The 14613-nt window shown below is 49.0% G+C and carries 11 protein-coding genes; 4 read left to right on the top strand and 7 right to left on the bottom strand.

Going from position 1 to position 14613, the window contains the following annotated elements:
- The first annotated feature begins 302 nt into the window (after window positions 1-302).
- Window positions 303-1670, top strand: a complete 1368-nt coding sequence (gene purB / locus ACXX82_RS07460; RefSeq protein WP_458562704.1) for an adenylosuccinate lyase — start codon at window positions 303-305, stop codon at window positions 1668-1670.
- A gap of 196 nt (window positions 1671-1866) precedes the next feature.
- Here purB and ACXX82_RS07465 read toward each other — a convergent pair whose 3' ends face one another.
- The gene (locus tag ACXX82_RS07465; protein WP_458562705.1) at window positions 1867-3693 is read right to left on the bottom strand and encodes an ABC transporter ATP-binding protein/permease; all 1827 of its coding nucleotides are present in this window, start codon (window positions 3691-3693) and stop codon (window positions 1867-1869) included.
- Between the two features lie 325 nt (window positions 3694-4018).
- Window positions 4019-4936, bottom strand: a complete 918-nt coding sequence (locus tag ACXX82_RS07470; RefSeq protein ID WP_323506713.1) for a LysR family transcriptional regulator — start codon at window positions 4934-4936, stop codon at window positions 4019-4021.
- Window positions 4937-5127: 191 nt separating this feature from the next.
- Here ACXX82_RS07470 and ACXX82_RS07475 point away from each other — a divergent pair, with 191 nt between their 5' ends.
- The 3 genes from ACXX82_RS07475 (at window position 5128) to ACXX82_RS07485 (ending at window position 8209) form a co-directional block, all read left to right on the top strand.
- Window positions 5128-6426 (top strand): CitMHS family transporter, encoded by a 1299-nt coding sequence (locus tag ACXX82_RS07475; protein WP_458562706.1) that lies wholly within the window; start codon window positions 5128-5130, stop codon window positions 6424-6426.
- 128 nt (window positions 6427-6554) lie between these two features.
- The gene (locus tag ACXX82_RS07480) at window positions 6555-7889 is read left to right on the top strand and encodes an acyclic terpene utilization AtuA family protein (protein ID WP_458562707.1); all 1335 of its coding nucleotides are present in this window, start codon (window positions 6555-6557) and stop codon (window positions 7887-7889) included.
- An 11-nt stretch (window positions 7890-7900) separates the two neighbouring features.
- On the top strand, window positions 7901-8209 hold the full coding sequence (locus ACXX82_RS07485) for an AtuA-related protein (RefSeq protein WP_322233242.1): 309 nt from the start codon (window positions 7901-7903) through the stop codon (window positions 8207-8209).
- A gap of 138 nt (window positions 8210-8347) precedes the next feature.
- Here the strand turns inward: ACXX82_RS07485 and secF are convergent, their stop codons facing one another.
- The 5 genes from secF to queA all read right to left on the bottom strand — a co-directional run bounded on the left by secF (window position 8348) and on the right by queA (window position 14578).
- A complete protein-coding gene (gene secF, locus ACXX82_RS07490) occupies window positions 8348-9292 on the bottom strand; it encodes a protein translocase subunit SecF (RefSeq protein WP_322233244.1) in 945 nt (314 codons plus the stop codon).
- 119 nt (window positions 9293-9411) lie between these two features.
- Window positions 9412-11271: a protein translocase subunit SecD gene (secD, locus tag ACXX82_RS07495; RefSeq protein ID WP_322233246.1), complete on the bottom strand. Its 1860-nt coding sequence runs from the start codon at window positions 11269-11271 to the stop codon at window positions 9412-9414.
- 438 nt (window positions 11272-11709) lie between these two features.
- Entirely contained in the window at window positions 11710-12057 is a 348-nt protein-coding gene (gene yajC, locus ACXX82_RS07500; RefSeq protein ID WP_322233248.1) for a preprotein translocase subunit YajC, read from the bottom strand.
- Between the two features lie 182 nt (window positions 12058-12239).
- Window positions 12240-13367 (bottom strand): tRNA guanosine(34) transglycosylase Tgt, encoded by a 1128-nt coding sequence (gene tgt / locus ACXX82_RS07505; RefSeq protein WP_322233250.1) that lies wholly within the window; start codon window positions 13365-13367, stop codon window positions 12240-12242.
- Between the two features lie 143 nt (window positions 13368-13510).
- On the bottom strand, window positions 13511-14578 hold the full coding sequence (gene queA / locus ACXX82_RS07510; RefSeq protein ID WP_323506717.1) for a tRNA preQ1(34) S-adenosylmethionine ribosyltransferase-isomerase QueA: 1068 nt from the start codon (window positions 14576-14578) through the stop codon (window positions 13511-13513).
- Window positions 14579-14613 lie beyond the last annotated feature (35 nt).

The raw sequence follows: 14613 nt of genomic DNA on the forward strand, positions 1-14613 counted from the left end.
GCTACTTATAGAAATAATTGGCCCCGATTATAACTCGGGGTTTATCATTTTCGGCAACTCCCATCACTGGCCGACATGCAAAACAACAGATCATCACCCTCGCAAATGGTAAAATTCGACTCTGGTCGTGCCTGCGGCAATGCAGAAGTTGTTGGTTATCCTAGACTTCCGGATCACGCGCATCGCAGTAACATCGTACAGAACACGCAATAGCGATGGTGCTCGCTCAATTGACACCAATACAATAGTTTCGCCAAAGAAATTCTCGGCGCTTTGATTCACACTTTCTGATCTTCACTACCATGTCCCTTACCGCACTTTCTGCCTTGTCTCCGCTAGACGGTCGTTATGCCGCAAAAACCGACAAACTGCGCCCGATCTTGTCTGAGTCCGGCTTCATGCACCACCGTGTCAAAGTAGAAATATCGTGGCTGCAAGCTCTATCTAACGCTGGTTTTACCGAAATCAAACCGTTTTCGGCAATCGCAAACGCACAGTTGGATAGGATAGCCGCTGAATTTACTGAGTCAGACGCCGCGAGAATTAAAGAAATAGAAGCAGTCACCAACCACGACGTAAAAGCAGTGGAATACTGGCTTAAAGAGCAAGTCAAGGACGTGCCCGAACTCGTCGCAGCATCGGAATTCATCCATTTTGCCTGCACCTCAGAAGACATTAATAATACATCCCACGGTATGATGTTGAAGGCAGCGCGAGACACTGTTTTGCTGCCATCGCTACAACAATTAATCGCCAAGCTCACCGCAATGGCGCACGAGAACGCCGAACTACCGATGCTGTCGCGCACGCATGGTCAACCGGCAAGTCCGACAACGCTTGGCAAGGAAATGGCAAACGTCGTCGCCCGCCTTCAGCGTGCCGCCAAGCGTATAGCTGATGTGGAAATACTGGGCAAAATGAATGGTGCAGTCGGCAACTACAACGCCCACCTTTCTGCCTACCCAACATTTGATTGGGAAGCATTCTCGAAAAATGTGATTGAACAACGCCTCGGCCTGATTTACAACCCCTACACAATTCAAATTGAGCCACACGATTACATGGCGGAACTGTTTGATGCGGTTGCCCGCACCAACACGATATTGCTCGACCTGAATCGCGATATTTGGGGCTATGTTGCCCTTGGTTATTTCAAGCAGCGCCTTAAGGCTGGTGAAATCGGCTCGTCGACAATGCCGCATAAGGTCAATCCTATTGACTTTGAAAACTCCGAAGGCAATCTGGGTATGGCCAACGCTGTACTCAAACACATGTCGGAAAAATTGCCGGTCTCGCGCTGGCAGCGTGACTTGACCGACTCCACCGTGCTGCGCAATATCGGTGTCGGACTTGGCTATTCGCTGCTGGCTTATGACAGTTGCTTGCGCGGCCTGAACAAGCTGGAAGTCAATCCATCCCGCCTGGCGGAAGACCTTGATGCAACGTGGGAAGTATTGGCAGAACCGGTCCAAACCGTGATGCGTCGCTATGGTATCGAAAATCCCTACGAGCAATTAAAGGAACTAACCCGTGGCAAAGGCATTTCCAAAGACGCATTGCGGACGTTCATTTTGACACTGGCCATTCCGCAAGAAGCAAAAGATCTTTTGCTGGCAATGACGCCAGCAAATTACATCGGCTATGCAGCTGAACTTGCGAAGAAGATTTAATAGAAACGTAGTTTAGGTTGCTGCGTTTCCCTTGCCCGACAAAAAAATGGCTACTTACGGTAGCCATTTTTTTCGACTTAATATTTTAGGACTATAAAAATAGTCGCACCATAAAAAGTATTTTGAAGCTCTTGACCCGGCGTAACCAAATCAAAAACAAAATCATTCGATTAAACTGACCGGGTGTGCAAACCCGTCAAACCACCGGTAGCAGCGGCGTTTCGGAAGCATCCAGCCAACCTTCCATCGCCCCGAGCCGCCATTTTCCACTGCCAAGCAAGACCAATTCCTGGGCGTGGAACATCGCTAAACTGCTCCTATGCCCAACGCTGACCATGATCAATTGCGGCAACGATTCGCGCATTAATTGATACATCGCATGCTCCAACCCTTCATCCATTGCCGAACTCGCCTCATCGAGAAAAACGACTTGCGGTCGACTCAATAACACGCGGCCAATTGCCAGCCGTTGTTGTTCACCTAGCGATAGTATTTGCGTCCAGTCAGCCGGATCATCGAGCCGCCCAATCAAATGTCCGAGTTGGCACTGGCGCAGCACTTCATCTGCACTATCATCGTTAAGCACAAGGTTTGGATAATGCAAGGCGGTACGCAGCGTACCCAAAGGAAGATACGGCTTTTGCGGTAGAAATAAAGCGTGCTCAACGTCCGGACGTACCACATCGCCCTCAACGTAAGGCCACAATCCAGAAACTGCACGCAACAATGTAGTCTTTCCGACACCCGAACGACCGCGTATTAGAAGCGACGACGCTGGCATCAAACTAAAACTTAGATTTTCTACCAACGCCACCTGCGTTGGCGTTTTGACCGTCAGCCCGTCGACGATAAACGCATTCTGTTGATAATCGATCTGAGCGCCCGGTAACTGTTGTGCGGCGTCGATCGAATCAAGGAAGCCTGTAAGGCGATTCATAATCGCCCGATAGCTTGCAAAATCATCATACGCATTACGGAAGAACGAAAGCGCATCCTGGACTTGCCCAAATGCTTGCGCCGTTTGCATCATGTCGCCCAACGTAATTTGTTTACTGAAAAAACGTGGCGCTTGAATGATTAGGGGAAACACTACCGCGATCTGACTAATGACGAGATTCAAGCCTTGAAACTTCAGGGATCGAGAAACGATCGCCCACATGTTGCCAATCAAATTGCCGAAACGGATACCCAACGTGTTGCGCTCAACATTCTCACCACGAAAAAAAGCGATACTTTCCGCATATTCGCGTATGCGGACCAATGCATAACGAAAATCCGCGTTAAATTTTTCGCTTAAGAACGCTAATCGCATCAATGGATGACCAACTTTTACTGCAAAAATTGTGGCGATCAGTACGTAAATATAAACCACAAATACCATGCCGCGCGGGATCTCAATACCAAACATTGCCAGCGCGCCAGACAAGCCCCATAAGATAATACTAAACGAGAAGAGTGAAACGACCGAATCCAGCACGCCCATCGATAAGGTCAGCGAACTTGACACAAAACCTTCTACATCCTGCTGAATACGTTGGTCGGGGTTATCGATTTTTTGCGCAACAAATTGTGTGCGGTGATAGGCTTGATTGGCCAGCCAGCGATCCACCAAATTGTTGGTAAGCCACACGCGCCAATGAATCAAAAAAGCCTGCCGCACATAAAAATTAACTAACACACGGAAAACGTGAACGGTAGCCAAGATGGAAAAAATCATCATCATGGCCCAAAACGTTTTGGCATCCAATTTTTGCAACGCACTGTAAAGACCGTTGCTCCAAAATGAAAATAGAACAGTCATTCGCACCGAAGAAAGGGTCAGAATAACAATCCCAACTAACCAGATTAATGGTTGCTTACTTCTTGCAGGATTAAAAAAATCCGCTGTTAGCCGGCTAAACTGTTTCCCCCAGGTTGTAAAACGCGCCAGAATCAGCACGATCAGGGTCAAGCAGATAATGCTGATAACGAAAGCCTTACTGATCCATATCAGGCTTTCCAGCAGCGCATTATTCCAATCCATCTTTACTCCTGTCCGCTAATCGCCAATTGGCGCATCATTTTTTTGAATATTGATTTACAACAATTCTGTACAAAAATCCAATGCCGACAATGCCAAACATTTTTTGGTGGATAGCGTTATGACGATAGGAGCACGCCTCAGTTCACGACCGATCTAATTATGCCTGTAGACTTGATATCTTGCTTTTTTATACGCTGGATCTCATTCAATAGATGTAACGGAGCGCTCTGGTTACGGCATGTCTTCTCGGCTAGCGCTACCATCATCTTCGCTGGATAATTGCCTGAAAGAGCCGATTAGCTAAACGGTCAGCGCAGAATCGAGATCATAGGTATGGATCTGGCAATGCAGGGTTTTGAAAGCTTGCCACGATCAAATCGAACATTCCCCGTGCGGCGATAGAGAGATTGCGATCCTTTTGTTTCACGATATATATCGGACGGATTACGCCCTCGGTTTCGACCGGAATCGCCTTCAGATTCAACTGTCGAAATTGGAATAAAGTGAGCGCAGGAACCAAGCTTATGCCCAAGCCGTGCTCGATTAGCCCCGCTACTGTCGCTAAATGCTCGACTTCGAATCCCGTATCGTTGACCGCTATATTGCGGATAAGAAGATCGACCTTTTGCCGCACGCTAGTGGACTTCGCCAGGTGAATCAAATCGCAGCCGGTTAAGTCGGTTAAGGCGATACTCGTTTTTTCCGCCAAAGGATGATCCCGTCGGCAAACGAGGTAAAACGGATCACTGCAAAGCGTTCTCGTCTCAAACTCCATCAAACGAGCGCCAGGTGCGGTCACCACCAGATCGACCTTTCCCAATCGCAACAATTCCAGACATTGATCGGATAGCGCGTCATAAAGCTGAACGCTAATCCCCGGAAATTGTTTTTTATACGCCGCAATCACCGCCGGTAAGCCATTGGCGGCCAACGATGGCAGTGCCGCCATGGATACCCGTCCTTTACGGCGAGCCACGTAATCGGCCATATCCGAAAATGCGGATTCGATATCAGCAACAAGACTGCGCGCCACTTCCACAAAAATTTCACCTTCTGCAGTGAGTGTGACGTTACGTGTATCGCGCTCGACCAGTTGCGTACCGACTGTCGTCTCCAATTTTTGAATCACCACGCTAAATGCCGACTGCGACAAATGGCATCGCTGCGCCGCCCGCGTAAAATGCCGGCACTCGTTGAGGGCAAGAAACGCGTGGAGTAACTTTGTGGAGATATTAGGCTGCATACGTTCGGCTCAACGATAGATTGAGAAAAGTTAGTGTTCGCTACCCACCACTCGCATTTTGATTTGACGGTCAATTAATCTCAATTACCGATTAATTCATCTAAAAATCTAATTTTACAATATAAATAAAGCCATTCAGAATATACCCAAATGCTACCTAGATAAGCATATTTAAAAAACCTGGAGACAACATGCTGGCACTGCTCGGATTTATCACGATTATCGTATTGCTGACGATGATCCTCACCAAAAAAATGTCGCCGTTGGTGGCGCTTATTGCCATACCAATTATTGCCGCGCTGATCGGTGGCTTCGGGCTGGAAACCTCAAAATTCATTGTCGCCGGCATTACCAATATTGCGCCCGTCGCAGGAATGTTCGTATTTGCTATTTTGTTCTTCGGAATCGTCACTGACGCAGGCATGCTCGACCCCGTCATCAGCGGCATCTTGCGGGTGGTGGGAAGTCGTCCGACGCGCATTGTTCCCGGCACAGCGTTGCTGGCATTGCTGATCCAGCTTGACGGCTCGGGCGCGGTAACCTTTCTGGTGACAATTCCAGCGATGCTGCCGCTGTATACGCGGCTTGGTATAGACAAACGGGTTCTCGCTTGTGTTGCATCGCTGGCAGCCGGCGTAAATTTTTTACCATGGACTGGCCCGATGATCCGTGCTTCGGCTGCGCTTCATATACCGGTAAGCGAAATTTTCACTCCATTGATACCGATTCAACTGATCGGTCTGGTATTTGTTTTCGGAGTGTCCTATTGGTTGGGCCGGAAAGAGGAAATCCGTTTAGGTCTGACCAACGGCGCGCCGATCGGATTTGTCCACAAGCATGAATTGACCGATCTCGAAAAGCAGATTCGTCGGCCTCGCAATTTCTGGATCAACATTGCACTAACAGTGATCGTCCTTGGCGTCATGATCAGCGGCAAGATTGATCCAGTGGTGATGTTTATGGTTGGCGTCGTCCTCGCGCTGATGATCAATTACCCGAACGTGGACATGCAACGCGCCCGCGTCGACGCACATGCTAAAGCGGCATTGCTGATGGCCAGCATTCTATTTGCGGCAGGCGTATTTACCGGCATCATGACCAAATCAGGCATGCTTTCGGCGATGGCAAAGGCAGCGGTCGCCTTGGTGCCACCCTCAATGGCGTCGCATATTCCTGTGGTGCTGGGATTGCTGTCGATGCCGCTCTCTTTACTGTTCGATCCCGACTCGTTTTATTTCGGCGTGCTTCCGGTAGTCGCGGAGGTCAGTCATATGCTGGGTGTGCCGCCGATCCAGGTGGCACAGGCGGCATTATTGGGTCAGATGACGACAGGATTTCCTATCAGTCCGCTGACACCAGCCACATTTTTGGTCGCAGGACTTGCCGGAATCGATCTGGCTGATCATCAAAAATACACGTTCAAATATCTATTTGCAGCATCAATTGTGATGACCATCGCTTGCGTTATTCTCGGGATTTTTCCGCTGTAACGTCAGGCCCAATGATGACCGTGACCAGTGTTATCTACGTTGGTATTTTTATATCGATAGTGCCGAATTAATAATGTCCACTTTGATGGCTGGCGTCCGAATACAGGCGCTAGGTGAAAGGAGAAATAATGAAACATATCCGTATTGGAGCCGGTGCTGGCTACTCGGGCGACCGCATTGAGCCAGCAATTGAACTGGCCGAAAAAGGCAATATCGACTATTTGATATTCGAATGCCTTGCAGAGCGCACGATTGCCTTGGCCCAACAAGCAAAAATGAAAGATCCTACGCTGGGTTACGATCCGCTGCTCGCAGACAGGATGCAGGCGGTATTGCGGATTTGCAGCGAAAAAGGGATCAAAATCATTACCAATATGGGTGCCGCAAACCCACTTGGCGCCGCCGCCAAGATTAAGGAGATTGCGTTATCACTGGGTTTGACCAAACTGAAAATTGCTGCGATTTCTGGCGATGACGTTTTGTCCATCCTTCAGCAAGGTCATTATGTAGACGAGAGTGGCAGTCCAGTGATGGCATTGGGCGAGCGCTTACTGTCTGCCAACGCTTATCTTGGCGCCCAACCGTTGGTGGATGCCTTGGCCCAAGGCGCAGACGTGATCGTCACCGGCCGTGTGGCCGATCCGGCCTTAGTTCTCGCACCGCTGATTCATGCGTTTGGATGGGAGATGGACGATTGGCATCGACTCGGGCAAGGTACGTTAGTAGGCCATTTGCTCGAATGCGCAGGGCAAATTACCGGTGGCTATTTTGCTGACCCAGGTTATAAGGACGTCCCTGACCTGGCACGGTTGGGCTTTCCGATTGGCGAGGTATCCGAGGATGGCAGCGTGATTATTACCAAGGTGGCTGGTTCTGGCGGGCGGGTCACGGCCGCGACATGCAAGGAACAACTGCTCTACGAAATTCATAATCCGGCGGCCTATTTGACGCCAGATGTCGTGGCCGACTTCTCTGCAGTAACGATCTCCGAAATCGGCACGGATCGGGTCGCCATTCATGGCGCGACAGGCCATCCAAAGACCGGCATGCTAAAGGTATCGATTGGCTACATCGATAGTTATATCGGTGAAGGACAAATGTCGTATGCCGGTCCCGGTGCCTTGGCACGCGCTCAATTCGCGCTAGATATTGTTGCTGAAAGATTGAAAACAACCGAAGTGAAAGTTGACGAAATCCGGTATGACTTAATCGGCGTCAATGCTATCCATGGCGCTGGCTTAAGTATGCCAGATTCGGAGCCGCACGAAGTCCGCATCCGCGTAGTAGCGCGTACCGACAGCCTGAAAGAAGCCATCCGCATCGGTAATGAAGTTGAGACTTTATATACCTGCGGACCAGCTGGCGGCGGCGGTGCAACCAAGGTGGCGAAAGATGTGGTTGCCGTGCGCTCAACGTTGCTGCCGGAGGCTTCGGTCATGACCTCTATTCACTATTCAGCATAAGGAGACCTGACATGAAGCTTCGCGATATTGCCCATTCTCGCGCTGGCGACAAGGGAGATATTTCTAACCTTTCGCTCATTGCTTATGATGGCAAAGACTATCCACTATTAGAAAAATATGTCACCGCCGAGGTAGTGAAAGCGCACTTCGCCGATATCGTATTTGGCGAAGTCGTCCGCTATATGCTACCCAACCTCGGCGCTATGAATTTTGTTTTGCAGAAAGCACTCGGCGGCGGCGTTACTCGCTCGCTAGCGCTTGATGCACATGGAAAATGCCTTAGTTCAGCGTTACTGAGTCTCAACATCCCTGACGCTTAAAGTGCTCAGTGGCCGCATAAATAACTGAGCAGTCATATCCATACTGATAATTGCAAAGACGTCAGCAACAGACGAAAAAAAGCCCCGTTTTTCTTAACGGGGCTGATCGGGAGTCAAACTGGGATTTCAAACTGACACTTAAACTACAGCGCCTTCAGTTTCATCTTTTTCTTTAATCGGCTTGATCAGATCTTCGCGCTTAACACCCAACCACATAGCCAGCGCAGCAGCGACAAATACCGAAGAATAAATACCAAACAGAATACCGATGGTCAGCGCAGCAGCAAAATAATGCAGCGTTGGGCCGCCGAATATCAGCATTGATAACACCATGATTTCGGTACTACCGTGAGTGATAATTGTGCGAGAGATTGTGCTTGTAATCGCGTGATTCAATACATCCGGCGTCGCCATTTTGCCGTATTTTCGGTCACGGAATGTCTCGCGAACCCGGTCAAACACCACCACCGATTCATTGACGGAATATCCCAATACGGCCAATACTGCCGCCAATACGGTAAGAGAAAATTCCCACTGGAAGAAGGCAAAAAATCCTAGAATAATCACCACATCATGCAAGTTAGCGATGATCGCTGCGACTGCGTATTTCCACTCAAAGCGAATCGCCAGATAGATAACGATACCAATAATCACGAACAGCAATGCCATCAAACCGTCATGTGCCAGTTCGTCACCAACCTGCGGCCCGACAAACTCGGTGCGTTTCAACTGAACGTCAGGATTCACGGCCTTCAGCGCAGTCAAAACAGTCTCACTCTGTTGAGATGAACTGACGCCTTTTTTGGCTGGAAGGCGAATCAAGACATCCTGCGCAGTACCAAAACTTTGGATCTGATTGTCAGTAAAACCAATATCTTCGACCGTCTTGCGGATGCCGTCGATATTTGCCGGTTGACTGTACGTCAGCTCCATCACTGTACCACCGGTGAATTCGATCGATAAATGCAATCCTTTATGAAAAAGGAAAAACACGGCTAAGACAAACGTTAGCGCTGACACCGCATTCAAAATCAATGCGTGGCGCATAAACGGAATATCTTTTTTAATTCGGAAAAATTCCATCACAGACCTTTCAGTTCGACCGTGCCATCTTTCTAACCTGCACTGCAGGGAGTAAAAATTGGCACTCCGGTCATATCAACAATTACTTTAGCAATTTTTATCAGACAACAGACAAACAATTAATCGCCCGGCGTCCAGACTTTACCAATCGACAATGATGTCAGTTTCTTACGGCGGCCGTACCACAAATTGGCCAAACCACGCGAGAAGAACACCGCTGAAAACATCGAGGTCAGAATACCAAGGCAATGCACCACTGCAAAGCCGCGAATCGCACCTGAACCAAACGTCAGCAACGCAATACCGGCAATTAATGCGGTCACATTAGAGTCGAGAATGGTATGCCAGGCATGCTCGAAGCCCAAAGCAATCGCCGCTTGCGGTGAGTTCCCTTTGCGTAATTCTTCTCGTATCCGCTCGTTCACCAGCACGTTGGCATCAATTGCCATACCGAGTGTCAACGCGATCGCGGCGATACCGGGCAGCGTCAAGGTTGCTTGCAGCGTCGATAATACTGCTACCAGAAGCAACAGATTGACCGACAACGCAATCACACTAAACGCACCAAATAACAAGTAGTACGCGATCATGAAGATCGAGACCACCAGGAAGCCGTACATGGTTGAATCAAAACCTTTTTTGATATTCTCGGCACCGAGTTGCGGTCCGATGGTCCGCTCTTCAATAATTTCCATTGGTGCAGCCAGCGAACCAGCACGCATCAACAACGACAGATCGGCAGCCGCTTGTGGCGTACCCATGCCCGTAATCTGAAAGCTGGAACCCAACTCACTTTGAATTGTTGCTACCGTCAGGACTTCGCCCTTGCCTTTTTCAAACAGAACGACTGCCATCGCTTTACCGATTTTGTCGCGTGTAGCAGCGCGCATCTTGCGCCCGCCATCACCATTCAAATCAATACTCACCGCTGGCTGATGATTTTGATCAAACGACACAGACGCGTTAGAGATATAGTCGCCGGTCAGTACGGGATCTTTGTACAAAACCACCGGGGCGTTCTTGCCAATCTTGAACAATTCAGAACCAAACGGCACAGCGGCAGTTGCCTCGGTACCGCGCGTAACTGACTCATCGACCATCCGCACTTCCAGGGTGGCGGTACGACCAATAATGTCCTTGGCGCGCGCTACATCTTGCACACCCGGCAACTGCACCACGATGCGATCAGCGCCTTGGCGTTGAATGATCGGTTCGGCAACACCCAACTCGTTGACGCGCTTGGACAACGTCAGAATATTTTGCTGCACGCTCTGATCAGTGGTTGTTTTCAACACATCCGCTTTCAAGGTCGCAATCAGCTTTGGATCGGCACCAACTGGTCCATCGGTCAGCGTCAGCTCCGGCAATTGATCTGCCAGTAAGGTTTTTGCCTTGCCCAGAGTATCTTGATCGCGGAAACTGATTTCAATCGCATCACCGTTACGATCAATACCGCTATAACGTATATCCTTGTCGCGCAAAATGCTGCGAGCACTTGATTGCAAACCCTGAATGCGCTTGTTGGCGACCGCCTTAACATCAACTTGCATCAGGAAATACACTCCGCCGCGCAAATCAAGCCCAAGAAACATAGGGAACGCGTGAATACTTTGTAGCCATTGCGGCGTATTCGGGACCAGATTAAACGCGACGCTATAAGTTGGATCGGTCGGATCGGTATTTAATGCTTTTTCCAGTACGGTCTTAGCCTTGAACTGGGTGTCCGTATCCTTGAAACGCGCACGCACCGAGCCTTCGGCACCGGCATTATCAAAGATAACATTGAGGGGCGCCAGATTGGCTTGGTCCAGAACCTGTTCCACCCTCCCACTCAACGCACTATCTACCTTCAGGGTAGACTTTATGCTGCTGATTTGTACCGCAGGTGATTCGCCAAAAAAATTCGGCAGTGTGTACAGCACGCCAAACAACAGCGCGATGACGATCACAATATATTTCCAGATTGGATAGCGATTCATAGTGATTCAGCGTTTGGTGTGAGTCCGCAACTTGCAAAACGCAATTTGCAACATACTCGTACTACTAAAAATAATGCCCGATACCGATAGAAACGTCTGATAAAACAGACAGCGTCTCACTTCAGGAATCAAGGCGAGGATTCAAGGCGAAAAATTACTAAGAAAAACAAATTTTGTCGGTTTTTATGATCAATAGCGAAGCTATTGGCAAAACGGCAAAAATTTGGCTTTTCAACTTTTACGATTCAATACTCACATCCACAACCACTACTGAACCTGATGATATTAAGAACGCCTCACCGATAAAATCACAATTTATGAGAGCGAGCAATGGGTGAATAGTAAGCAACCACTATGCAACCAATAAACTCACTCTTAACGCCCAAATCGTAAAATTATCAGTGAACGTTCTTATCACGCCAGCAATCAGCGAGGTGCTTACAGTGCTTTGATCGTGCCTTTAGGCAGCAATGTTGTCACTGCGTTTTTTTGCAGAGTAACTTCAGTGCCACTGGCGATTTCCAACGTCACGTAACCATCAGCGACTTTTACAACTTTACCCAGAATGCCGCCGGTTGTGACGACTTCGTCGCCCTTACCCAAAGCATCCATCATGGATTTTTGTTCTTTCTGACGTTTCATCTGCGGACGAATCATCAGGAAGTATAAAACGACGAACATCAAGATGATCGGCAGGAAACTAGTCAGATTGCCACCCAGACCAAAAGGGCCTGTAGATGCTGTGGCGGCGGGCGCAGTCTGCGCATGTGCAGTAGTAATAAACACGAGAATGCTCCTGATGGTTGTTTTAAAATAGCCTCGCATTTTAGCATTGGGCGGCCCAGGAATAGCATACTGCCTAAATACTAGGCAGATGCTTATGGGGCAACGCTGAGTGATTTGCGACTTCCCCCTCTTAATTACCTATTTTTTGCCAGTTTTTGGCACTTTTTTGCAGTATTTCTTCGTTAAACCCCGCGCGCGCGATCTGCATGAAATTGCTCTACAAATGCCGAAAATCCCCCGACATCGAGAGAATTACGAATGTTTTGCATTAAATCGAGGTAGTAATGCAAGTTATGAATCGTATTTAAACGCGCGCCCAGAATCTCGCCAGTGCGGTGCAAATGATGTAAATAAGCACGTGAAAAGTTTTGGCATGCATAGCAACCGCAGGTTTCATCAAGCGGTTGAATATCCTCTTTATAGCGCGCATTTTTGATTTTCACATCACCAAAACGCGTGAACAACCAACCGTTTCGCGCGTTTCGCGTCGGCATAACGCAGTCAAACATGTCAATGCCGCTTTGAACACCGGCCACCAGATCTTCCGGCGTGCCGACACCCATTAAATAATGCGGCTTGTTGGCTGGCAACTTAGGGCCGATATGTTCCAGTACGCGCATCATTTCTTCTTTTGGCTCGCCGACCGACAGACCGCCAATCGCCACGCCATGGAAATCCAGCTCGCTTAGACCCGCCAACGACTCATCGCGCAAATGTTCAAACATCCCGCCCTGGACGATACCGAACAAAGCATTGGAGTTTTCGCCGCCAATGAACTCATCTTGCGAGCGCTTGGCCCAGCGCAAAGACATGCGCATCGACTCAGCTGCCTCAACTTGCGTGGCAGGACGACCGTCAATTTCGTACGGCGTACACTCATCAAACTGCATCACGATGTCAGAATTCAGGACTTTCTGAATTTGCATCGATACTTCCGGCGACAAAAATAACTTATCACCATTAATAGGCGATGAAAACTTGACACCTTCTTCGGTAATCTTGCGCATCGCCCCGAGAGAAAACACCTGAAATCCGCCGGAATCTGTCAAGATCGGCTTGTCCCAGCCCATAAATTTATGAAGACCACCAAACTTTTTGACGACTTCGATACCCGGGCGCAACCACAGATGAAAGGTATTACCCAAGATAATATGTGCGTCGATCTCTTTTAGTTCCAGCGGCGACATGGCCTTGACTGAACCGTATGTGCCGACTGGCATGAAAATCGGTGTTTCGACTATACCGTGATTGAGTTTAACGCGGCCTCGGCGTGCGTTTCCTTCAGTTTTAAGCAGCGTAAATTCAAGCATATGGATTCTCAATTGTATTTTTGGCACGCACTTTGGCACGCCTGACATCATCAAACGCGCCGTCACGCGCTTTGCATTTTATATTGCGGGCGATCACAGAACAAATGCTCTACAACGTAGCCCAGCATAAACGCAATATCATTTCATTTTTCGGCACCTTTACCGCTACTTCGCCGATAAGTAAGCAACATGGCATCGCCATAGCTAAAAAACCGATACTTTTGTAAAATCGCGTGCGCGTAAGCTGCCTTGATCACATCGTAACCGGCAAAAGCCGACACTAACATCAGCAATGTCGATTTCGGCAAATGGAAATTGGTAATGAGACGATCAACAGTCTTAAAGCGATAACCCGGCGTTATAAATAACGCAGTATCGGCACCGCCGGCCAGCAATTCACCGGTTTGGGAAGCTGATTCCAGCGCACGCAAGCTAGTAGTTCCCACAGCGACGACGTTACCACCAGCGGCCTTGGTCGCCCGGACTGCCTCCACAGTCGCAGAATCGATTGTGTACCACTCTGTATGCATTTTATGGTCGGCAAGGTTTTCAGTACGTACCGGCTGGAAAGTCCCGGCCCCGACGTGCAAGGTGACGTAGGCAAAACCGATGCCTTTTTCACGCAAACGCTCGAGCAACGCCAAATCGAAATGCAAGCCTGCAGTCGGCGCCGCTACGGCACCAGGTTGCTTCGCATAGACGGTCTGATAGCGCGTCTCGTCGAACGCGTCTGCCGTGTGCTCTATGTAGGGCGGCAACGGCAAGCGACCATGCGTCTCGATCAGTTCGAATACATCCGCTGGGAATATCAGTGTAAAAAACTCACCGACACGCTCGCCGACGGTGACGTCAAAAGCTTCAGCTAAACGTATCTGCGTCCCCGTTTGCGGCGATTTTGACGCGCGCACCTGCGCGTGCACGGTGCGGTTATCGATCACGCGTTCGACCAGTACCTCGACTTTGCCGCCAGTCGCTTTGACACCAAAGAAACGGGCTTTCAATACGCGGGTATCGTTGAATACCAATAAATCACCGGGTGATAGCAAATCCACCACATCCGTAAACTGGCGATCAATTAATGACGCACCATCTAATGCGCCAAACGATGCATCGTCAACATGCAATAAACGAGAGGCGCTACGCTCGCTCAACGGCAGTTGCGCAATCAATTCGGGTGGTAGGGTGAAATCGTAATCGGAAAGAGAATGCATACTTAACTAATAACTGAGTAAATAATAAGATTAAA

Source organism: Glaciimonas sp. GNP009 (assembly GCF_054343755.1).

Coding starts and splice junctions, on each gene's coding strand:
- purB (WP_458562704.1), top strand. CDS start 303: ATGTCCCTTACCGCACTTTCTGCCTTGTCTCCGCTAGACGGTCGTTAT.
- ACXX82_RS07465 (WP_458562705.1), bottom strand. CDS start 3,693: ATGGATTGGAATAATGCGCTGCTGGAAAGCCTGATATGGATCAGTAAG.
- ACXX82_RS07470 (WP_323506713.1), bottom strand. CDS start 4,936: ATGCAGCCTAATATCTCCACAAAGTTACTCCACGCGTTTCTTGCCCTC.
- ACXX82_RS07475 (WP_458562706.1), top strand. CDS start 5,128: ATGCTGGCACTGCTCGGATTTATCACGATTATCGTATTGCTGACGATG.
- ACXX82_RS07480 (WP_458562707.1), top strand. CDS start 6,555: ATGAAACATATCCGTATTGGAGCCGGTGCTGGCTACTCGGGCGACCGC.
- ACXX82_RS07485 (WP_322233242.1), top strand. CDS start 7,901: ATGAAGCTTCGCGATATTGCCCATTCTCGCGCTGGCGACAAGGGAGAT.
- secF (WP_322233244.1), bottom strand. CDS start 9,292: ATGGAATTTTTCCGAATTAAAAAAGATATTCCGTTTATGCGCCACGCA.
- secD (WP_322233246.1), bottom strand. CDS start 11,271: ATGAATCGCTATCCAATCTGGAAATATATTGTGATCGTCATCGCGCTG.
- tgt (WP_322233250.1), bottom strand. CDS start 13,367: ATGCTTGAATTTACGCTGCTTAAAACTGAAGGAAACGCACGCCGAGGC.
- queA (WP_323506717.1), bottom strand. CDS start 14,578: ATGCATTCTCTTTCCGATTACGATTTCACCCTACCACCCGAATTGATT.